This is a genomic window from Chitinophaga sp. SYP-B3965, assembly GCF_009647655.1.
In the GTDB taxonomy this organism is placed as follows: Bacteria; Bacteroidota; Bacteroidia; order Chitinophagales; family Chitinophagaceae; genus Chitinophaga.
Genome location: NZ_WJFD01000003.1, coordinates 498,916 through 521,732 on the forward strand (window position 1 = coordinate 498,916; position 22,817 = coordinate 521,732).

General features: G+C 45.8%; 17 protein-coding genes. 7 read left to right on the forward strand and 10 right to left on the reverse strand.

What is annotated here, in order from left to right:
- Positions 1 to 20: 20 nt before the first annotated feature.
- Genes GFS24_RS19800 through kduI form a run of 4 tightly spaced genes read right to left on the reverse strand, consistent with a single transcriptional unit; the run spans position 21 to position 3,846 of the window.
- Entirely contained in the window at positions 21 to 1,067 is a 1,047-nt protein-coding gene (locus tag GFS24_RS19800) for a LacI family DNA-binding transcriptional regulator (RefSeq protein WP_153662414.1), read from the reverse strand.
- Positions 1,068 to 1,081: 14 nt separating this feature from the next.
- Positions 1,082 to 1,852: an SDR family oxidoreductase gene (locus GFS24_RS19805; protein ID WP_153662416.1), complete on the reverse strand. Its 771-nt coding sequence runs from the start codon at positions 1,850 to 1,852 to the stop codon at positions 1,082 to 1,084.
- A 14-nt stretch (positions 1,853 to 1,866) separates the two neighbouring features.
- The gene (locus tag GFS24_RS19810) at positions 1,867 to 2,973 is read right to left on the reverse strand and encodes a DUF4861 family protein (protein WP_153662418.1); all 1,107 of its coding nucleotides are present in this window, start codon (positions 2,971 to 2,973) and stop codon (positions 1,867 to 1,869) included.
- A gap of 30 nt (positions 2,974 to 3,003) precedes the next feature.
- Entirely contained in the window at positions 3,004 to 3,846 is an 843-nt protein-coding gene (gene kduI / locus GFS24_RS19815; protein WP_153662420.1) for a 5-dehydro-4-deoxy-D-glucuronate isomerase, read from the reverse strand.
- 271 nt (positions 3,847 to 4,117) lie between these two features.
- On the opposite strand from kduI, the gene GFS24_RS19820 reads away from it, so the two are divergent.
- Positions 4,118 to 5,764 (forward strand): UxaA family hydrolase, encoded by a 1,647-nt coding sequence (locus GFS24_RS19820; RefSeq protein ID WP_153662422.1) that lies wholly within the window; start codon positions 4,118 to 4,120, stop codon positions 5,762 to 5,764.
- A gap of 73 nt (positions 5,765 to 5,837) precedes the next feature.
- Here the strand turns inward: GFS24_RS19820 and GFS24_RS19825 are convergent, their stop codons facing one another.
- From GFS24_RS19825 to GFS24_RS19845, 5 genes are read right to left on the reverse strand one after another with little or no spacing between them, the layout of a single operon-like run.
- Positions 5,838 to 7,130 carry an MFS transporter gene (locus tag GFS24_RS19825; RefSeq protein ID WP_153662424.1) on the reverse strand — a complete coding sequence of 431 codons (1,293 nt, stop codon included), beginning with the start codon at positions 7,128 to 7,130 and terminating at the stop codon, positions 5,838 to 5,840.
- Positions 7,131 to 7,170: 40 nt separating this feature from the next.
- Positions 7,171 to 7,833, reverse strand: a complete 663-nt coding sequence (locus GFS24_RS19830; RefSeq protein WP_153662426.1) for a bifunctional 4-hydroxy-2-oxoglutarate aldolase/2-dehydro-3-deoxy-phosphogluconate aldolase — start codon at positions 7,831 to 7,833, stop codon at positions 7,171 to 7,173.
- A 6-nt stretch (positions 7,834 to 7,839) separates the two neighbouring features.
- The gene (locus GFS24_RS19835; protein WP_153662428.1) at positions 7,840 to 8,838 is read right to left on the reverse strand and encodes a sugar kinase; all 999 of its coding nucleotides are present in this window, start codon (positions 8,836 to 8,838) and stop codon (positions 7,840 to 7,842) included.
- On the reverse strand, positions 8,838 to 10,232 hold the full coding sequence (gene uxaC / locus GFS24_RS19840) for a glucuronate isomerase (RefSeq protein WP_153662430.1): 1,395 nt from the start codon (positions 10,230 to 10,232) through the stop codon (positions 8,838 to 8,840). The genes GFS24_RS19835 and uxaC overlap by 1 nt, the downstream gene beginning before the upstream one ends.
- Positions 10,233 to 10,240: 8 nt before the next feature.
- A complete protein-coding gene (locus tag GFS24_RS19845; protein ID WP_153662432.1) occupies positions 10,241 to 11,740 on the reverse strand; it encodes a tagaturonate reductase in 1,500 nt (499 codons plus the stop codon).
- A 236-nt stretch (positions 11,741 to 11,976) separates the two neighbouring features.
- Between GFS24_RS19845 and mnmA the strand changes: the two genes are divergently transcribed.
- The gene (gene mnmA / locus GFS24_RS19850; protein ID WP_153662434.1) at positions 11,977 to 13,068 is read left to right on the forward strand and encodes a tRNA 2-thiouridine(34) synthase MnmA; all 1,092 of its coding nucleotides are present in this window, start codon (positions 11,977 to 11,979) and stop codon (positions 13,066 to 13,068) included.
- A 260-nt stretch (positions 13,069 to 13,328) separates the two neighbouring features.
- On the opposite strand, the gene GFS24_RS19855 is transcribed toward mnmA, so the two are convergent.
- Entirely contained in the window at positions 13,329 to 14,513 is a 1,185-nt protein-coding gene (locus GFS24_RS19855; RefSeq protein ID WP_216647455.1) for an Fmu (Sun) domain-containing protein, read from the reverse strand.
- A gap of 21 nt (positions 14,514 to 14,534) precedes the next feature.
- On the opposite strand from GFS24_RS19855, the gene GFS24_RS19860 reads away from it, so the two are divergent.
- The 5 genes from GFS24_RS19860 to GFS24_RS19880 all read left to right on the forward strand — a co-directional run bounded on the left by GFS24_RS19860 (position 14,535) and on the right by GFS24_RS19880 (position 22,811).
- On the forward strand, positions 14,535 to 15,947 hold the full coding sequence (locus GFS24_RS19860) for a serine hydrolase (RefSeq protein ID WP_153662436.1): 1,413 nt from the start codon (positions 14,535 to 14,537) through the stop codon (positions 15,945 to 15,947).
- A gap of 64 nt (positions 15,948 to 16,011) precedes the next feature.
- Positions 16,012 to 16,578: an RNA polymerase sigma factor gene (locus GFS24_RS19865; RefSeq protein ID WP_153662438.1), complete on the forward strand. Its 567-nt coding sequence runs from the start codon at positions 16,012 to 16,014 to the stop codon at positions 16,576 to 16,578.
- Between the two features lie 76 nt (positions 16,579 to 16,654).
- Positions 16,655 to 17,758, forward strand: coding sequence for a FecR family protein (locus GFS24_RS19870; protein ID WP_153662440.1), 1,104 nt, complete (start codon positions 16,655 to 16,657; stop codon positions 17,756 to 17,758).
- A 119-nt stretch (positions 17,759 to 17,877) separates the two neighbouring features.
- A complete protein-coding gene (locus GFS24_RS19875) occupies positions 17,878 to 21,306 on the forward strand; it encodes a SusC/RagA family TonB-linked outer membrane protein (RefSeq protein ID WP_153662442.1) in 3,429 nt (1,142 codons plus the stop codon).
- A 17-nt stretch (positions 21,307 to 21,323) separates the two neighbouring features.
- Complete coding sequence (locus GFS24_RS19880; protein WP_173003131.1) at positions 21,324 to 22,811, forward strand: RagB/SusD family nutrient uptake outer membrane protein; 1,488 nt, start codon at positions 21,324 to 21,326, stop codon at positions 22,809 to 22,811.
- The last annotated feature ends 6 nt before the right edge of the window (positions 22,812 to 22,817 follow it).

The following is a 22,817-nucleotide window of genomic DNA, read 5'->3' on the forward strand; positions in this document are numbered from 1 at the left end:
AACGTTTTCAAATTGTGGATTTACTTCTTTTTCTTGCCGGCCCCCGCAGTAGATTCCCGCTCTACCAGGTGGATAGGCACTATTTCCTGGGAATGACGATATGCCGCAGGATGTTTGGCCTGGATCAGATCCATCAGTGCAGCTACGATCCGCTCTCCCATTGTAGTGGGATATTGATCTACTGAAGTGATGGAAGGTGTTACGATCTCTGTGCGCGGATCATTGGAATATCCTACGATCTTACACTGCTGTGGCACCTGGATCCCATTCTTCCGGCAATATTCCAATATCGTAAGCGCAGTAGTGTCGTTCGTTGCAAAAACACCATCCGGGTAAGGCTTCTGTGAGAAGATCTTTTCCGCCGTCTGCCATGCATTCTCTTTTGTTAGTTCGTGAAAGAACACTCTCTGCTTTTTGAATGGTAGTTTATTCTTTTGCAAAGCATCCTTATATCCTGCCAGGCGCTCTTTGTAAAGATTACAGGTAAGCGGGCCAGAGATATGCACAATATCTTTACATCCCTGATCTATCAGGTGTTCCGTAGCAAGGGAACCTCCCAGGAAATCATCCCCTTTGATCACTTTTACATTGTAATCTTTGGGTGGTACCCGATCGAAGAATACCAGGGGAATATTTTGTTGTTTGAATATATCGAAGTGAGAGAAATCAGCTGTATACAAAGTAGCAGATACGGCCAGGCCATCTACCCTTGCTGAGTACAGCGTATTGACCAATGCGATCTCCTGTTCCAGCGAATCATTACTCTGGCAGATGATCAGGTTATAGCCAAACTCCTGTAACTTATTCTGAATGATCGTACTGATAGCAGCAGGGTAGAACATGGAGATCCGGGGAACGATCAGGCCAATGGTCTTGCTTTTATTATTCCGCAAACCTGCTGCCATGGCATTAGGACGATAGCCCAGCTTGCGGGCCATTTTCTTTACACGCTCTTTGGTTTTGGCGCTGATATTGGGATGATCGTTCAATGCCCGGGATACGGTGGACACGGAAAGCCCCAGCTCATCGGCAATATCTACAATAGTTTTCTCTGTACGAATGGTCATAGTTATACATGTTTTTACCTACCCATCCAACCGCCGTCTACCGTCATAACGGTGCCGTGCATGTAGTCAGATGCGTCGGAAGCAAGAAATACAACTGGTCCCATAAAGTCTTCCGGCTCACCCCAGCGGGAAGCAGGTATACGCTCCAAAATACTTTGGCTGCGTTTCTCGTCTGCGCGCAGGGCAGCAGTATTATCTGTTGAAATATAACCGGGAGCAATAGCGTTGACATTTACACCACGGGAAGCCCACTCGTTAGCAAATGCTTTGGTGAGTTGTCCTACGGCGCCTTTACTCGCTGCATATCCCGGAACATTTATACCACCCTGGAAGGTCAGCAATGAAGCAGTGAAGATCACTTTGCCTTTTCCTCTTGCAATCATCCCTTTCCCGATATCACGGGTGAGGATAAACTGAGCAGTCTGGTTGATGGCGATCACTTCATCCCAATATTCATCAGGATGTTCTGCTGCCGGCTTGCGCATGATAGTACCTGCATTGTTCACCAGGATATCGATTGCCGGGAAGTCTTTCTGAACCGTTGCAATAAAAGTATGCAATGCTTCGCGCTTCCCAAAATCACATTGGTAGGCTTTAAACTTCCGGCCTGTAGCCAGCACCGCTTTTTCCACATCACTGCCGGATAGTTCCAGGGATGCGGATACACCTATGATATCTGCCCCGGCCTCCGCCAAAGCCACAGCCATGGCCTTTCCGATCCCTCTTTTGCAACCTGTAACCAGTGCCGTCTTTCCTTGTAAACTAAAAAGATTCAATACACTCATGGTGCGAAAATATTTTATCTGGTAAATGATATTTTAACCGGGTCCTTCAGCCGTTCAGACTGTTCCTGCAGGTAGCGGAACCATTGTCCGGCATTGGTGATACGGCCTGCTTTATCCCAGGCGGCCCCTGTATAGTAAGTTACTGTATTGTTCTTGTCTGTAGCTGAAACCGCCAGCAGATGGCCTTTAGCCACTGCCATCTCTTTCACGGGGTTCAGGATCACACAGCCAACTCCTGTGGTGCCATCCTTTCCATGTACCGGTTCCCAGTAGCCCATTACCCCTTCTGCTTCCTCTAACAACATGGTGCCCGGTTCATTACGTTTGATGATCCCTATGGCCACAGGCACACTGTCTGTAAACCGGATCTGCATTTTGCTGAGTTGTGCACCGGCATCCAGGGAAATGGTTTTGGTTACATTGATGGTAACACCGTCTACCTGCCAGGCATCATAACTTAATTCAAAAGTTGTACGCAAGGGGCCGCTATCGAGGACTTTCGAGGAAGTATAGTTCTTAGGAAACCAGATGCTGTCTTTTTTATAAGGGGCAATACCACCGGCTCCCAGTGTATAACCCACATGATAATAATCCAGGCCTTCTCCTTCATCCTTGTGATAATTACCCCGTTTGTACCAGCTATTCACGATCAGCTTTTCCGTACGTTTATTCCATACATCCACCCCATAGGCATTTTCCTTTGGAGTAGCTTCCAGCGCTTTTCCATACATGCGGAAAGCTACACGGTCATTCTCCCAGGCAAAATCGTCCTTTCTTTCCGGCACGTACCTGCCAAAAGTTTTCTTGTTCACGGGAGCAGGAGTTCCCTTCACGAAAGTGATACTTATCTTGCTGCGGGCAGCCACCGGTGTTCCAAGCAATATCTTCACCGGGACCTTATTGCCTTCAAAGATCAGCTGGTAAGCGATCTCTTTTCCGTTGGCCGCATTGATGATCTTAAAAGTACCTTTCCCCAATGACGCAGCCACCTGTGCATAATCCAGTTCTACGAGATCGCTGGCAGATGCTGCAGGATTAGACAATGCTACAACAACACGTTCCTGAGCATAACTTGTAAAAGCCATACTGATACTTAAACACAGAGAAGTGAATAACTTCATGAATAGTTTTGAAGGATAAAAGTATAATCGTTACCGTAAGTCGGGAATGGCGCAATGGTCCATATCTCCGTAATCCAGGTTTTCACCTGCCATACCCCAGATAAAGGTGTAATTGCTGGTGCCGGCACCGGAGTGAATAGACCAGGGAGGAGAAATAACGGCTTCGTTATTCTGCATCCAGATGTGCCGGGTTTCCTGTGGCTCGCCCCAGAAATGGCAAACCGACTGCCCCTGTGGCACTTCGAAATAGAAGTATACTTCCATGCGGCGATCATGTGTGTGCGCCGGCATGGTATTCCAGGTATTGCCTGATTTTAATTCCGTCATCCCCATCTGCAACTGGCAGGTAGGTAATACAGAATTAACGAGCAACTTATTGATTGTGCGGTGATTGGAAGTTTCCTGTGCCCCCAGTACAACAACATCAGCCTCTTTGCGGGTGATGTGGCGGGTAGGATAATTCATGTGGGCAGGTGTGGAATTGAGATAAAAACGGGCCGGTTCTGCTGCATTTTTACTGGCAAACATCACCTCCTGTTTACCTCTTCCAATGTATAAAGCTTCCTTGAAATCTATGGAAAATGCTTCTCCATCTACCGTTACAGTGCCTGCACCGCCTGTATTGATGATACCCAGTTCCCGGCGTTCCAGGAAATAGGCAGCTTTCAGGGGATCTACGGTTTCCAGTTTCACAGCTCCTTTCACCGGCATAACACCTCCGGTGATAAAACGATCATAATGACTATACACCAGGCGAACGGCGTCCGCTTCAAATAAAGGTGCAATATGTAAAGCTTCTCTTGCCTGTGCTGTATCCCAGGATTTCGCTTCCCGTGGGCTGCTGGCGTATCTAGTTTCTATAGACGTGCTCATCAAAAAGTGGATTTATAAAATGCCTTGTTCAATAATTTACAATCAGGTATACACCAAAAGTACAATAACAACGGAAAGGTAATATGAAAACATGAAAATTGCAAACGTTTGCATGATATTGCTATGAAACGGTCAAATATCACTATCCAAGGGGGTTCAACCATGGTTATGATCTGGTGTTTAATTAACTTCGCAGATGGTTAATATCCAATCAAAAATCAAGAGTTTAGTATTAACGTGGCGTCTGCAAATATGCTACTTTTAACAAATCATGAACACGTATCTTCAGATTCATCCGAAAGACAATGTGCTGGTAGCTTTACAAGATTTACCGGCAGGGCAGCAAATACAGTTCAATGGCTCAACAGTACAACTGAAGCAGAACGTTCCCGCCAAGCATAAATTTCCTTTAAAAGACCTGCAAACCGGTGATTCCGTGGTAATGTACGGCGTTTTAGTTGGTAAAGCCGTATCCCCTATCCAGGAGGGCGAACCCATCACGGTGAACAATGTTCAACATGATGCGAATGCCTTTCATGAAAAGGATGGCAATTACCAATGGCACAAACCGGACGTTACCCAATGGAAGAACAGGACCTTTAATGGTTTCCATCGTAACGACGGGCAGGTAGGCACAAGGAATTACTGGCTCGTAATACCGATGGTATTTTGCGAGAACAGGAATGTGGGCGTTATCAAAACTGCATTTGAAAAGGGGCTTGGTTTTGCTCCTACAGAAGTTTACAATGAGCAAGTGAACGATCTTGTGCGCCTTTATAAAAGCGGCAACCTGGACGCTATTCAAAATTACGAACCAGAAACTATCACGCATGCTGCAAACCGCAACCCGGTATTTCAGAATATCGACGGGATCAAATTCCTCATTCACGAAGGAGGTTGCGGCGGTACCCGCCAGGATTCAGATGCACTTTGTGCATTACTGGCAGGCTACATTCATCACCCGAATGTAGCAGGTGCCACGATATTGAGCCTTGGATGCCAGCACGCACAGGTTTCCATTCTGCAGAAAGCACTGAAAAAGCTCAATCCTGATTTTGATAAACCAGTACTGGTATACGAACAACAAACCAGTGATTCTGAATTCAGGATGTTATCCAATGCCATCAAGGATACTTTCCTTGCTATGGTAGAGGCTAACAAAGTAGAACGTAAACCTGCACCGATCTCTAAAGTAGTGATCGGCCTGGAATGCGGCGGCTCAGATGGTTTCTCTGGTATCTCTGCCAATCCGGCCATCGGACATACTTCAGATATGCTGGTGGCATTGGGCGGTACTTCCATCTTATCAGAATTTCCGGAACTCTGCGGTGTGGAGCAGGAACTGATCAACCGTTGCGAAAGTGAAGACACGGCTGATAAGTTTATCTCCATCATGCGTGCTTACGCCAGTTCTGCAGAAGCCGTAGGATCTGGTTTTGACATGAACCCTTCTCCCGGTAATATCAAAGACGGCCTTATCACAGATGCTATCAAATCTGCCGGAGCAGCCAAAAAAGGTGGTAACTCTCCTGTAACGGATGTGCTGGATTATACAGAGTATGTGAAGAAACCAGGATTGAACCTGCTTTGCACACCAGGTAATGATGTTGAATCTACTTCAGCAGAAGTTGGTTCAGGTGCTTCCGTAGTATTGTTCACAACAGGACTTGGAACACCAACCGGCAATCCGATTGCTCCCGTAATAAAACTGGCAACCAACAGCAGGCTTGCGAAACGCATGCCGGATATCATTGATATCGATACCGGTAGTATTATCAGTGGTTCCAAAAGCATTGAAGCAATGGGAGAAGACATTCTCGAATACGTAGTGAAAGTTGCGAGCGGAGAAGTTTTCACAAAAGCAGAGATCTTACACCAGGATGATTTCATTCCATGGAAACGTGGCGTGAGCTTATAATCACAACGATAATAAAAAGAGAAGGCCCGGAATATAATATTCCGGGCCTTCTCTTTTTATATGAAATGATGTATTAATCTTCTTTGATCACTACCTGTTCCATGCGGGGTGCAAATAAGTGCATGGCCACCCAGGCCAGCAGATACATGATACCACAGATAACGAACAGGATATTGTAACCCGCACCAATATTACCCAATGCTTTAAAGTGATCCAGTAATCCACCTACAACTATCGGGAATAAAAGTCCTCCTACTGAGCCAGCCATACCTCCAATTCCTACAACAGAACTCAATGCAAACTTGGGGAACATATCAGAAGCAGTGGTGAAGATATTGGCAGACCATGCCTGATGCGCCGCTGCGGCCAGACTAACCAATCCCACTACTACCCACATATTTGTTGCATACTGTGTAAGCATAATGGGCGTTACGCAAACTGCAAAAATGAGCATCGCTACTTTTCTTGCCTTGAATACCGGCCAGCCTTTGCTGATGAACCAGCCTGAAAGGTAACCACCACCAATACTACCAATTGTAGTAGCTGTATAAACGATGATCAGCGGCAAACCCAGATTTTTCATATCCAGTTTGAAAGTAGTAGAGAAGTAAGAAGGCAGCCAGAATAAGAAGAACCACCAGATAGGATCTGTTAATAATTTACCAAATACAAATGCCCAGGTCTGACGGATACCAAACAGTTTTACCCAGGGCACTTTACGCTTGGCTTGTGATTCATCTTCCTGATCACTGTGAATATATGCATACTCTTCTTTAGACAATTTCTTATGCCTGGAAGGAATTTCATACATCACTATCCAGAATATCAGCCACACAAAACCAATAACACCTGTCCAGATAAAAGCTTCCTGCCAGCCATATGTTCCTGCAAGCCAGGGTACAATAGCAGGCGCGGCCACCGCTCCGATATTAGCACCGGAGTTAAATATACCCGTAGCTAATGCTCTTTCCTTTTTAGGGAACCATTCTGCTACAGATTTAATGGCCACCGGAAAGTTACCGGCTTCACCCAAACCTAATACTGCACGGGCAGCACCAAATCCGATGGTGGATTTAGCCAGGGCATGAGCCATGGCTGCGATGCTCCATACAACAATAGATACTGTATATCCCAACTTTGTACCTACTTTGTCCACAAAACGGCCGAACAGCAGCAATCCAAGTGCATAGCAACCTGAAAAGACCATTACGATCTGTCCGTATTCACTTTCGGTCCAGTTAAATTCTTTTTCCAAGATTGGCTTCAGGATCCCAATTACCTGACGATCAATGTAGTTGATCGTGGTAGCAAAAAACAATAGTGCACAAACGCGCCAGCGATACCGCCCGATTACAGTGGAATTCATTTCAGATTGATTGTTTAGGATAAATACTTCGTCGGTTAAATTACTGCAATGCCCTGATATATGCAAACGTTTGCGTCACTTTTGCACTTAACCCTTTCCAGTCCTTGTTATCAATAGTAGATTTAGACAGGAGATTAGATCCCATGCCTACGCACACTACGCCAGCATCAAACCAGGTTTGCAGGTTACTTTGTTCCGGTTCCACTCCCCCGGTTGGCATAAATCGGGTAGTGGGGAATAAGGGTTTGATGGCTTTTACAAAACCCGGCCCTAACGTACTGCCGGGGAATAATTTAACCAGCATAGCGCCGTTCTTTTCTGCCACCGCTATTTCAGACGGTGTCATACAGCCCGGCACCCAGAATATATTCTGTGATTTGCAATAACTCCCTGTTTCAGGATCCACGATGGGGCTCACAATAAAATCCGCTCCCATATCTGTGAACAACTTAGCGTCCGCTGCACTTTTGATTGTACCAATACCCAGGTACAGATCTGGCATGGTAGTAGTTTTCAGGTCACGAAGGCGGGCAAAGTTCTGCCGCGCATTCTCTCCGCGATTGGTGAATTCAAACACACGGATCCCCCCTTCATAACAGGCGCGCATTACATCACAACAAACTTCCGGATCATCATGATAGAATACCGGAACTACTTTGGTGGATTCAAATGCTTTTAATACGATATCTGGCTGTGGTGTCATTTTTTCTTACATCAATTGTGTGATCGATTCCTTTGCTGTCAAATTAAAATCACCGGTACGGAACAGCTTGGTGTATGCTGCAGCAGCGGCATAGGAAATAGTTTCCTGGTCTGAGTATCCATTCAGGTTAGCATGGATGAGGCCGGCCATAAAACTGTCTCCGCTTCCTACCCTGTCTACCACTTCGTTTGTTTCATATTGTTTGGAAACAAACAGTTCTCCGTTCTTCCAATATACGGCATAATATAAATTATGCGTAGGTGCACTGGAAAAACGGAAGGTAAATGCTACCCTGTTACAGGTTGGGAATTGCGCTACAATAGCTGCAGCTGCGTCTTTTGCCGCCTGCAGGTATTGTTCTTTTGTATCTGCTGCAATAGCATCCTGGTTAAGGGGTGTGCCTAACATCATGTTGGCAGCCCAGATATTTCCCATGATCACGTGGCAATACTTCGTTAGTTCCGGCATCACGCTGATGGGTTGCTGACCGTATTGCCAGAGTTTGCTGCGATAGTTCAGATCTGTGGAAATGGTCATTCCCTTGCGGGTAGCCGCTTCCAGTACTTCTTTACAAATGATCACGGCATCAGGATTCAGTGCTGGTGAAATAGCACTCCAATGGAACCATTTTGCATCGCCCAGCAGGGCATCCCAATTCACAGTACCGGGTTTGATCTCACTGAAGCTGGAATATTTGCGGTCGTACACAACTTCTGCATGTTTCAGATCAGATCCCTGTGCCAGGTAATAAGCGCCGATGCGGTCTCCTCCCCATAACATCCTGTCCGTCTGAATACCAATTGTTTGCAACTGTTCCAGTATCTGGCGGCTCAATCCGTTTTCCGGTGCTTTACTGATATACGCTACTGTATTTCCCCATGTGGCTAAGGCTGCGGCTACATTAGCTTCTGCGCCTCCAACAAAAAGGGCTGCACGATGCTGCGTCCATTCCGGGGAAAGACGCAGTAATATTTCTCCAAAAGTTATAACTGATACAGGTTGCATTAGAAATTAAAATAGGCTTTAGCGTTGTTGTAACTGATATCCTGCACCATCTTTCCTAACCATGGTACATCACCTGGCAGTTCGCCGTTCTCTACATCATTGCCGATCAAATTACACAATATTCTCCTGAAATACTCATGCCTGGAATAAGACAGGAAACTCCGGGAATCCGTTAACATGCCTACAAATCTGCTCAAAAGGCCCATATTGCTGAGGGCATTCATTTGTTTCTCCATGCCATCCTTCTGATCCAGGAACCACCATCCGGAACCGAACTGCATTTTACCTGCAACTGTTCCATCCTGGAAATTCCCTACCATGGTAGCATATACTTCGTTATGAGAAGGATTGAGATTATATACGATGGTCTTTGCCAGTTTATCCTCTTTATCCAATCTGTCAAAGAAACGGCTCATCGCTTCTGCCATAGGCCAGTCACCGATAGAATCAACACCCGCATCTGCTCCTAAACGTTTCAGCAAACGGGAATTATTATTACGGATAGCACCAGCGTGAAACTGTTGCGCCCAGCCTTTTTCATGGTTCCAGAGGCAGATGAAATGCAGGGTAGCAGATTTGAACATAGCTACAGCCGCATCATCCAGTTGTTTACCAGCTATTACATCTTTGAATGCACTCTCTAATGCAGCTTCTGTAAAGTCAGCATAAATGAAGAAGTTAAGACCATGGTCAGAAAGCCTTCCGCCATGTGCATGAAAATAATCATGCCTATTCTTCAATGCTGCCAGTAAAGCGCTGTAGCTGTTGATATCAATATCCGCGGCTGCACCCAGCTTCTGTAAATATGTTTTGTAGCTAGCAGGATCTTCTACTGCCATGGCTTTATCCGGACGGAAAGTAGGTAATACTTTAGTGGCCAAACCTTGTTTGCTGATCGCTTCATGATGCGTAAGCGGATCTGCAGGATCATCTGTTGTGCAGAGTGCATCTACTTTATAATGTTTCAATAAAGATTTGGTGCTGAACTGCGGCAGCTGTGCATTACAGGTTTCGTATATGCTGGCGGCGTTATTCCCGTTCAGTACTTCTTTTATGCCGAAGGGATTCAGCAGTTCCATATGCGTCCAGTGATACAAAGGATTACGCATAGTATAGGGCACTGTTTCTGCCCATACTTTGAACTTAGTCCAGTCATCAGTGGCACCGGTAATGAGTTCTTCATTCACTCCGTTGGCACGCATGGCACGCCATTTATAATGATCGCCTTTTAACCAGGCTTCTGTAATTGTGGTAAACTGACGGTCACTTGCTATTTCATCGGGCGGCAGGTGATTATGATAATCAATTACCGGCATCTCCTTCGCGAAGTCGTGATATAAACGTTTGGCCGTTTCTGTTTTGAGTAAAAAGTCTTCCGATAAGAAAGTTTTCATTGCGCTGCTTATAAAACCTTAGAGTGATTGGTGACATATGCTTTCACACCATTCTGCATCATACCAACGAGATGATCTGTTACGGTATCTGCAAAACCGGGAATATTATTAAGATCCGTATCCCAGAGGCGGCTATCTCCGCAAATATTGCGGACCATACCTGAAACCTCTGTGTAGCCGGGTGTTTCAACCGATTGCCAATAGGCTGCAAAAATAGGCGCGTTTTCATCCGTGATATCATAGAATGCATCTTTGCGCTGCCCCTGGTATTTACCATCCGTTACCTTCACGGGTTTCAGGAAAAGCAAAGCGGCGGCGAACCCTAAGATCAGCATTTCCGGCAATACACCTTTTGCTTCCCGGTAACGCAGTAAGGTCTGCACATTACGGGCATTCATTTTGGAGCTTTGCTGGAAGGTAATACTTATGAGCTTATGTTCAATGGATGGATTGGCGAAACGGTCCAGCACATCCTGCGCAAATACGGCCGTTTGTGGCCCTAATGCAGAGAGTGTGGGCAAGATCTCATCTAACACCGCAGTCTGGAAAAAACGGCGCATATAGGCATCCTGCATACATTCATACACTGTGTTCAATCCTGAGAGGTAACCCAGGCAAACGGCTGCGGTATGACTTCCGTTCAAGATCCTTAATTTTTGCTCGCGGTAAGGTGTGATACTGGGTGCAATCAGCATCCTGGAATCCACCTCGTGGAAGGACAGTTTTTGGGCGATGGTGTCATCCCCTTCAATAGCCCAGAGGAGGAATGGTTCGGAATCGATCCACAACTCATCTTCATAACCAGCTTCTTCCCAGCATTCTTTCAGGTTCTTTGGTTTACCGGGTACGATCCTGTCTACCAGTGAACTGCAAAAACGGTTGGCGGAGGAGATCCAATCAATGAATTCCTTCGGCATCTGGTTGAAGGCGGCCAATTGGAGCACGATCTCTTTCAGGAGTTTGCCATTATCCACCACGAGTTCCGTGGGTATGATCACAAATCCCTGTGCCGGAAGTTTCCGGTATCGTTCAAAAAGGATGGCCAGCAATTTACCAGGAAAGGATGCGGGCACCCCGGCGGCTACATTTTCCTCCACATACTGGATCCCCACTTCGGTTGTGTTGGATACGATAATCTCCAGGCCCGGCTGCGTGGCAGCCTCTAATATTGCTTCCCACTCTGCATTCGATTGCAATACACGGCTAATAGAAGCATTTACCAGGTATTGATCTACCGGCTCCCCTTGAGAAATTCCTTTAATATGTGTAGTGTAAAGGCCGTCTTGTGCAGCAAAATCGCCTGCCGGCCCATCTGTGGATTTTACCACAACAACCCGTCCCTGGAAGAGACCTTTCTTGTTCGCCTTGTCTATCAGGTAATCTACCAATCCCCTCAAAAGCACGCCTGTACCAAACTGCAGCACTTTTTCAGGATAATGGAAGTATTCAGGTGTAATGCCCCAGGCGGGGTTGTTCATAACGTGTTTTCTATTCAATCTCGAAAGCATGCATGCGAAATTTATTAAATAACTAAACTGTTCAGCCAATAAATATATAACTAGGTATTCAAATTCTTGACAATTTACTAAAGATTTTGTGGAATTAATGCAAATCAATCGTTGTAAATCGTTGATAGGTGAATATTTATCCAGTATTGGGTAAAATCCCGGCTATATGCGTATTGACAGTATCTATAAGCATTTGGCAGGATTTCAGTAATTTTGCATCCTTAATCAATTAACAGATGAGCAAGCTTGGAAAAGTGCTGGTTGCCATGAGCGGGGGGATTGACAGTACTGTCACTGCCCTGATGCTGAATGCGCAAGGCTATGAAGTGGTGGGCATCACCATGAAGACCTGGGATTACGCGTCTGCCGGTCCTTCCAAGAAGGAAACGGGCTGCTGTAACCTGGACTCTTTCAATGACGCCCGGGCTGCTGCCGTACATCATGGTTTTCCGCACTTCATTTTAGATATACGGGATGAGTTCGGTGACTTTGTGATCAACAACTTCGTGGACGAATATATTGCCGGCCGCACGCCTAATCCGTGTGTGTTGTGCAATACACATATAAAATGGCGCGCCCTTATGAAACGGGCAGATGCGCTGGATTGTGAATTCATTGCTACCGGCCACTACGCTAAACTCCGCGAGGAGAATGGCCGTGGGGTGATCAGCAAAGGAGTGGATGAAACCAAAGACCAGAGTTATGTGCTCTGGGGCCTGGATCAGGATGTGGTGAAACGCACCATGCTACCCCTGGGTGGATACCGTAAAACGGAGATCCGCCAGATGGCGATGGACTTCGGCTATCCTGAACTGGCTAAAAAAGCGGAGAGCTATGAGATCTGCTTTGTGCCGGACAATGACTACCGTGGATTCCTGAAACGTAAAGTAGAAGGTCTGGAAGAAAGAGTGAACGGTGGCAACTTTGTACTGGCAGACGGTACGATTGTAGGGAAACATAAAGGTTATCCTTTCTATACTATCGGCCAGCGTAAAGGACTGGACATTGCAATGGGTAAACCCATCTTTGTTACAGAGATCATCCCGGAAACCAATACCATCGTATTGGGAGAGGAACATGAGCTGAACCGCAGCGAAATGACGGTGGGTGGTATCAACTTTGGTAAATATGATCACCTGCCAGAGGGCATGGAGTCTATTGTGAAGATCCGGTATAAGGATAAAGGTGCGCTTGCCAATGTTTACGGTGGGGCGGATAATACGGTGAAAGTTAATTTCTACGAGCAGGTAAAGGGTATTGCGCCTGGCCAGTCTGCCGTGTTTTATGAAGGAGATGATGTTTTAGGCGGTGGGGTCATTCGCCGGTAATCAGCCTTTTACGGCCTTGTATTGGCCTTGTAATGGCCTTACACGGCCTCGTGACAGCCTCTATCGGCCTTGCACCAGCCTTGAGCCAGCCTCGTTCGGCCTTTTTAAAGGGCCGTCTCAGTAAAAAGAGACGGCCCTTTTTTATTATGTTAAATAGCTTTTACAGATCAGCCATGGTTGCTTCATCCAAGCTTCATCCTTGCTTCATGTTGCATATCAGAGCGGGTTTAAGCTACTTTGAAGCTAGGATGAAGCAAGGATTAACTTTTTTTTGCTACCGCCACAAACATCGTATCCGCATTCCGCTCATAGCCACTGATAATTCCGCTCTCTTCGATCTTTAACCCACATTCCTTTTCCAGAAATGCCACCGCATCTTCATTCTCTTCTTTGAACACAGAACAGGTAATATAGATCAACGTTCCCCCAGGCGCCAGGAAAGGCGCCACATTACGGGCAATCTTTTTTTGCAGGGCAGCATACTCTCCTATCTGTGCTTCCTTAAAGAAGGTACTGCTTTCCGGCGTACGCCCCCAGGTACCGGAACCACTGCAGGGAGCATCCAGTATGATGCCGGAAAACTGGGGTAATTTTAAGGAAGGAGCGGTTAGATCCAGCACTTTGGAAGTATAATTCTTCAAACCAGCCTCCGCAAAACGTTTACGGAGATTTTCCAGGATACTCGCCCGTACATCGCTGGCGAACAAATTAACAGCTGGCTGCAGATCATGGAGGAGGATGGATTTCCCCCCACTGGCTGCACAACAATCCCACCAATGTTCTCCTGCCTTTGGATGAAAGCGGAGCCCTGTTTCCTGCGAGGACAAGTCCTGGATCTCATACCAGCTTTTATCCGGGAAGATCAGTTCTGTTTTGGTGCCATTGGGTAATGCTATCGTATTAGCACCGATCTGCTCATAGTTGTAATTACCTTCCAGCAAACGCAGGATGGCAGGTAATTTACCAGGCCGGGCACGTAAGAATAATTTGGGTTGTTGCAGGAAGGAACGGGTGAATTTCTCCGGATCGATGCCGGTGGAAAGGTGAGACGCGAAAGGGAAAGCTTCCGCTGCATTCCAGAGAAGCTTCAAAAAAGCAAGTTTATCATCAAAAGAAGCACCCGTATCCCACTCCGGTTTAAAGAAAGATAACAACTCATCAGGGGCCTGCTCACAAAGTAAAGTGCCCAGCAGTATCCTTTCTTTTACCGGCAGGGCTCGTTGCCAGTGCCCCAGCCGGAAGTAGTGATAGACCAGTTGCTGTATCCTTCGCCTATCCCGGCTGCCCATATGCGGATGCGCCTTGAAGAATGTTTTAAGGTAATGATGCAGGGGTAAACTTCCGTTATAACCTGTAATGATCTTCTCTGCGGCAATGATGTAATTTTCCCAACGCGTCATGTGCGCAAAGATAGGGATACTCGCCTCTTTTTTTATTATCTTCATATCAACCTAAACCTTGCTCCAATGCGCTATACTGTAACCCTTTTACTATTGTTCTTAACCATTAGTTGCTTTTCCCAGCAAAAATATTCAGCTGATATAGAAGAAAAGATCCGGCAGGTGGAAAACAACCTGGGCAGCTGGGTAACCTTTGATAATGCGCCTGTTAGTTTAAACCTCCAGGAACGTTTGTTGCATTATAAAGTGCCGGGGATCAGCATTGCAGTGATCAGGAATTATCAGCTGGAATGGGCCCGTGGTTACGGTTTTGCAGATGTGGAAGAAAAAAGGCCCGTTACTACGCAAACACTTTTTCAGGCTGCCTCTATCAGTAAATCCCTCAATGCTGTAGGTGTTTTAAAACTCGTAGAACAAAATAAGCTCAGCCTTGATGCTGATATCAATACCTATCTCAAAAGCTGGCATCCTTCTGCGGATTCCGGCAAGATCACTATCGCCAATCTCCTGAGCCATACTGCAGGCCTTACAGTACATGGGTTTAGAGGATATGAAACGAAAGATACCCTCCCTTCTGTAGTACAGATCCTGCAGGGGAAAAAACCGGCTAACTCGCCGGAAGTAAAACCAGCCTTTGCATCGGGCCTGCGCTTTCAATATTCAGGCGGTGGCACTACCATCTCTCAACTGATCGTTACAGAACAAACAGGCAGACCTTATGATCAATACCAGCAGCAGGAAGTACTAAACCCCATGGGCATGACCGGCAGTTTTTATACACAACCGGCACCGGCTTCCAAAAAGGACCTGCTGGCCACTGCCTATCACCAGGATGGCAAACCGGTAGAAGGTAAATACCATGTTTACCCTGAAATGGGCGCTGCCGGCTTATGGACCAACCCCGTTGATCTCAGCAAATACATCATTGAAACACAACTAGCCTCCGAAGGAAAATCATCCAAAGTATTATCCCAGGCTATGACGAAGAAAAGATTGACCCCTTATATTGATAAAAGCGCCGGCCTTGGTGTTTTCATCTTTGAAAATAAATGGTTTAATCACAATGGCGGGAACGAGGGTTTCAGGTGTGTTTACTATGGCAGTCTGGAAGGAGGCAATGGTCTGGTGGTGATGGTGAACTCTGATAATTATGATGTGATCAGTGAAGTAGTGAGAAGTATTGGCAAAACATACGGATGGAATGAATTTAATAAATCTACGGTCAAAACACTGGCAGATGTACCGGTTGATACACTGAAACAATATGCAGGCATCTACAAATTCCAGGACATTACACTGACGGTAACACAACAGGGAAACCATCTTTTCATCAGGCAGGATCAGGGAAATACGATGCGGATGTACTTTACTTCCGGCAAAGATTTCGTGCTTACAGAGGTTCCGGCAGAGGCCCGTTTTGAGCAGGGAAACCTACTGGTAAAGCAAGGCAATCAGGAACTTCGTTTCTTAAAACAATAAAATAATTAGGCACAATTGTGTATTTTGTGCAAATAATCAACCATTTAGGTAGAAAATATCAAAATTGCATACACTGGCCACTTTTGAGGACGACGCTTTACTGGACCTGATCAAAACAGACAACAGGATAGCGTTCAATGAGATCTATAACCGATACTGGGACCGGTTGTATGCCACTGCTTTTCACCACCTCAAAGATTCCGCTGCCGCCGAAGAGATTGTGCAGGATGCATTTATCACCATCTGGCAAAAACGTCATGACCTCCACATAGAAAGTCTTTCCAAATACCTGTCTGCCATGATCCGTTATGCCGTCTATCGCTGGATGGCCCGGGAACAGCAAAGGCAGCAGCACCAGCTTTCTGCTGGTGGTCTCAGTCCTGCTGTAACCGCGGCAAAAGATGTAGATCACAAGCTCCTGCTGGAGATCGTGGATAAATTAAGTAGTGAACTCCCTGAAAAGTGCCGCCTGGTATTCCGTGCCAACAAACTCTACGATCAACCCCTGGACGATGTGGCCCGTGAATTGAATATATCCCAAAAAACCGCAGAAGCCCATCTCACCAAAGCTTTAAAGATCATTCGCCTCAACCTGGGAAAAGCATTTCACTTCTTTTCCTGGTTCCTCTAAAAAAATATTTCCTCCACACTAAGGGTAAGTGTTTTCGAAAACACTCTATATAAGAAATACCCTTCCGCTATCAACCATGGAACAAGAACAAATCAATAAACTGGCACAGAAGTTCCTGGAAGGGACGGCTACCGACGTAGAACAGAAAATGCTGCACGACTGGTACGACAGCATTGACCCTCACGAAGAATTGCCTGTGGATGGAGAAGCCCTCCGCCTCCGCATGCAACAAGCCATAACAGGTAAAATAGCAAAACGCAACCCATGGCGGGTACGCCTGGCTGCCGCTGCTGCCATCTTATTATTGATCACTGCAGGTGCTTATATCGTACAGCAACGTAAACAGGTGCAAGTTGCCAAAACGCATCCTTACAAAGAGGATGCTGCACCCGGCACAAATAAAGCCATACTCACCCTGTATGATGGCACTACCATTGAACTGGACAGTTCCAGGAATGGTGCGCTGGGTAAACAGGGTAATACAACGATCTTAAAAGTAGCAGGCGGACAACTGGCTTATCAAAGCAATGATGTGCCGGCAAGTGAGGAGCTGCATTATAATACAGTCTCCACACCACGAGGAGGTCAATACCAGATCGTGTTGCCTGATGGTACCAAAGTGTGGCTGAATGCCGCATCATCTCTCTACTTCCCCGCAGAATTTACCGGGAAAGAGCGGAACGTGAAACTAACAGGAGAGGCATATTTTGAGGTAGCCAAAAACGCTCAAAAGCCCTTTATCGTTAATGTGGCAGATGTAAATGTGGAAGTACTTGGCACCCACTTCAATGTAATGGCTTATGCCGATGAGAAGTCCATCAAAACATCTCTGTTTGAAGGAGCGGTAAAAATAAAAGACAACCTGCTGCGCCCCGGCCAGCAAATGCATGTATATAAAGACGGGCGGTTCAATGTGATCACAGATCCTTTTATGGAAGATGCCATAGCATGGAAAGAAGGCATGTTCGTTTTCAACAATGATGAGCTGGATAATATCATGCGCAGGCTGAGCCGTTGGTACGATGTGGAAATAAGTTATTCAACAGATAAAATAAAGAACAAGGAATTTACAGGCCAAATATCTAGACAGGAGAAATTATCGGAAGTCCTTAAAATGCTGGAGCTTACCGATGCCGTACATTTCCAGATAGAAAGGAAACAAATTATCGCTATGCCTTAAACACAGGCTGGAGTTATATTATTATTGATCAACCATTTAATCAGGCCAGGGTGGCCATTCCGCGCAGGCTGAGCGCGCTTTTGTTGCTATTAATTACTTTATAAAAAGTATCGTCTAGTATGAAACTAACCGACTATCTAAAGTCACCTCCCGGGGTGACAGGGCCTCGTATTGCCTGGTTACGTCCAGGAATGCTGGCATTTTGCATGCTCCTTATTTTTCTGCAGGCTGCTGCCCATGTGTATGCACAGAAGGTTACATTGTCTGTAAAGAACATGCCGCTGACCAACCTGTTCAGAGAGGTAAGAAAGCAAACAGGATTTGCTTTCCTCTACAACAATGCTTCCATGCAGGCTACCAAACCCGTAACCATACAGGTTTCCGGTGCATCGTTGGAAGAGGTGATGGCACTTGCATTGAAAGGCCAGCCGCTTACTTACACCATTTCCAACAATACCATTATCCTCAAAACGGCTCCTGTAGCTAAAGAGGAGAAACTGGTGCAAGAGGTTACACCTATTGAGGTAAAAGGAAGAGTGCTGGATGCTAAAACAAAAGAACCGGTGATAGGCGCCACCGTTGCTGTTAAAGGAACCAGCATCGGTGCCATTACTGATCTTAACGGGGACTTTGTATTGAAGATCAATAAAGGTGATCAGTTACAGATCAGCTTTATGGGTTATGAAACGCAATTACAGAAACCGGATAAAGATGGCCGGTTTCTGTACCAGTTGCAAACATCACAACAGTCTATTAAAGATGTAGTGATCACAGGGATCTTCAGCAGGCCGAAGCAAAACTTCACCGGTGCTGCATCATCCTTTACCAATGAAGACCTTAATAAAGTAACCAATTCAAATGTACTCACGGCACTCAAATCCCTGGACCCTTCGTTCCAGATGCCGGAGAATATCAACTTCGGATCTGACAGGAACAAATTGCCGGAAGTTGTATTGAGAGGTGGGAATAGCCTTGTAGATCCCAGCCAGAGCAGTACTTCCAATGTTTTCAATTATTCCAACGCGCCTAATGTGCCCTTATTTATCCTGGATGGTTTTGAAACCAGCCTTCAAAGGATCAATGACCTGGACATTAACCGCATTGCAAAAGTAGATATCCTCAAAGATGCTGCTGCTACAGCAATATATGGTTCCCGTGCCGCGAACGGCGTTATTGTAATTGAAACCATCCGCCCTACCAGCGGGCAATTAAGGGTTACCTACAATGCTAATGTAAGAGCAGAAACTCCGGACCTTTCCGGTTATGACCTGCTGAACGCGAGAGAGAAGCTGGACCTTGAAGTTAAAACAGGCGTTTACAATAACACTTTCAACTATATAGATGAACAATTAAAATACTACTACAATCAAAGAAAAGCAAGTGTGGAGCGTGGTGTGAACACAGACTGGTTATCAAAACCACTGCGTACCGGCGTAAGTCAAAAGCATAACATTTATATGGAAGGCGGCGCAAATGATGCCTTATACGGCATTGGCGTTACCTACGACAATTGGCAGGGTACGATGAAAGGCTCCAGCCGTACTAATATCATGGGAAATACCTATCTCAGTTACCGTTACAAAAACTTCCAGTTCCGGAATGATCTAACGATCGGTTTTACACAGGGAGACAACTCTCCGTATGGTTCCTACAGCCAGTATTCCCGTTTAAATCCATACTGGGCTCCTTATGATGCAAATGGTAATCCGCTCATCTATCTGGAAGATGTGCGCGCCATAGATGGCACAAGGTTAAGTAACTTTGACAGGTACGATAACCTGGATGGTGGTGTAGGCAGGCCCGTAAATCCTTTATATAATGCCAGTCTGAATACGGCCAGCTTCTCTAAGAACCAAACAATCATTAATAACTTCTCTGCACTGTGGCAGGCTTTTCCCTGGTTACGTTTTTCCGGGCGGCTTGCGGTCACAAAACAGATCGATGAATTAAATGACTTCAAACCTGCCCAGCATACTTCCTTTACCGCAAAACCAACCTTTGAAAAAGGGTCTTACGTAAAGAACTACGGCAAGCAGAATTCCCTCGAAGGAATGCTAACGGCCGATTTCAATAAGAAGATCGACCGTCATCTTATATTTGCCACACTGGGCCTGAATGTACAGGAAACAGGCAATGGTATTGAATTTTACGAAGCACAGGGCTTTCCTAATCCAAGACTGGACCAGATCATTCTCGGCAGCCGTTATCCACCCGGGGGCAAACCTTTCGGATCAGAAAGTAAATCCCGGCTGGCGGGTTATCTCGCCAACGTGAGTTATTCATATGACAGTCGTTACCTCTTAGACCTCTCCTATCGCCTCGATGGATCATCTCAATTTGGATCTGAAAAACGTTTTGCACCTTTCTGGTCCACCGGTATTGGCTGGAACCTGCATCATGAAACATTCCTGAAAGACCTTCCCTTTATTAACCGTTTTAAACTGCGTTATTCTTTGGGTTATACCGGTTCTCAAAACTTCCCCAGTTTCCTGGGCATTACTACCAGTGCTTATTACGTAGATGTTGAATACCGTGGCATACTGGGTACCCGGTTAATGGGTTATGGCAATACAGCACTCGCCTGGCAACAGACCTACAAGAATAACATAGGTGCAGACCTCACACTTTTTGATCGTTTGGATGTAACTGCCAACTATTTTATTGAAAGAACAAAAGGAAGTGTTGCCAGTATTTCAACCGCTCCTTCTTCCGGGTTCAGCGCCTATTCTGAAAATATGGGAGATGTGCTGAGTAAAGGCTGGGAAGTGAATGCCCGCTTCAATATTATTAATAATCCAAAGAACAGGAATAACTGGTCCGTATTTGTGAATGCGTTCTCTGTGAAGAACACGATTGAAAAGATATCCAATACGATTGCCCAGTTGAATAAACGGGCGGACACTACCAAATCTACCCTTCCCATCACCCGCTATGCTGCAGGGCAATCCATCTCTTCTATATGGGTGGTTGAATCACTGGGAATTGATCCATCAACCGGCCTGGAGATCTACCGGAAAAAGAATGGTACACTCACTAATACATATGATCCGCTGGACCAGGTGATCATAGGAGATACAAGGGCCAAAGTGGAAGGAACTTTTGGTACTAACCTCGAGATCAACGGCATTGGTATGAACATGTTCTTCCGCTTCCGCTATGGCGGACAGGCTTATAACCAAACCCTGATAGACCGTGTGGAAAATGTTGCGTATACCTATTACAATGTGGATAGAAGAGTATATGAAGAACGCTGGATGAAACCCGGCGACCAAACCTTCTTTAAAGGATTTACCAATGCAGGTGGTTTCCCGAATGATGAAACCAAAGCCTCTTCCCGTTTTGTGCAGGATAATAATGAACTGATCTGCGAAAGCTTATCTGCTTATTACCGGTTCTCCGATCAGCTGAACAAAAGATTGCGTTTGCAGAATACCCGCATCACTTTCTTTACCGGTGATCTGTTCCGTTTTTCCAGTATTAAAAGGGAACGCGGTCTGGCATTTCCATTCAGTCGCAGTTTCAGCATACAATTACAAACCACTTTCTAGTGTTTAAAAATATGATCATGAAATTCAGTAGAAAATACGGCCTGATCTGTTTACTGGGGGTTGCCATTTCACTTACGGCCTGTAAAAAATGGCTGGATATAACACCCAGGACCCAGATCAAGGAATCAGAACAATTCTCCAGCCGCCAGGGTTTTATAGATGCCCTGTTCGGTATTTATCAACGTGCTGCCACAGATTCCATGTATGGCAACAGCCTGAGCTTTGGCGTACTGGATGTACTGGCTGGCCGGTATGAGAATAAATCAGGCATCGGCAACTGGTATGGCGGGCTGGCGAGATATAACTATACGTCCACTGCTTCCGGCACCCTGAATGTGGAACGTAAGATCAGTGAAATATGGGGAGCTGCTTACAACGCTATTGCACAGGCTAATTACATCCTGAAGAATGTTGATAGCCATAGAGACATCCTGGATGAAACCACATATGGCATTATCAAAGGAGAAACACTGGGGATGCGTGCCTTTATGCACTTTGATCTGCTGCGCCTTTATGCACCGGCTTACAATACAGCCAATGCACAAAAACCGGCCATCCCTTACATGGAATTATTTACGGTAGTACCGCAGGATAGATTAACCGTAGCCGCTGTTACGGATAAGTGCGAAAAGGAATTACTGGAAGCAGAAACATTGCTGTCTGTTAATAAAGACATTGATCAGATTGCCGGTAACCAGGGATCCACATCCGCAGACCTCTTTCTGATGTACCGCCAGAACCACCTGAACTACTGGGCGGTGAAGGCAACACTGGCCAGGTTATATCTCTATAAAGGAGATAAAGTGAATGCTTTGAAGTATGCGAAGGAAGTGATAGACAGTAAAAAATTCCGCTTTATCACAGCAGCAGAGATCAATAATGATGCATCCACCACAGCATCAGACATGACCTTTTCATCAGAACATATCTTCTCTATTTATGTTTCTGACCTGAGAAGAGTGGTGGAAGAGCTCTTCAAACAAACGCCTAACAATAATAATAATGATTCCCGGGACCTGTATACCGCACTCTCAAAAGTGAATGCGATGTACGAAAAGGATCTGCCCTTTTATGGAACAGATATCCGTCTGCCGGACGCTTCAAAATCTTTATGGACACCTGCCACGATAGTGGGTGTAGCCTATGTTTACTCAAAGAAATACCATGCAGACAACCCCAATAATGTAAAGCAAAGGCTGATACCGGTGCTTCGTTTGCCGGAGATGTATTACATCGCGGCAGAGGCTGCCCCTACGCCGGATGAAGGATTGACCTATCTGAACACAGTAAGGGTGGCACGCGGTTTACCTGCTTTAACAGCTTCGGATAAGCTGGAAGCGGAGATCCTGAAAGAATACCGGAAAGAGTTCTATGGAGAAGGACAATTGTGGTTCTACTTCAAACGTAAGAACACCATCACTATTCCGGATGGCACAGGCATCATCATGACGGAAGCTGCATACACCTTCCCACGGCCACAAGCTGAAATTGAATTTGGTAAATAAAAAACC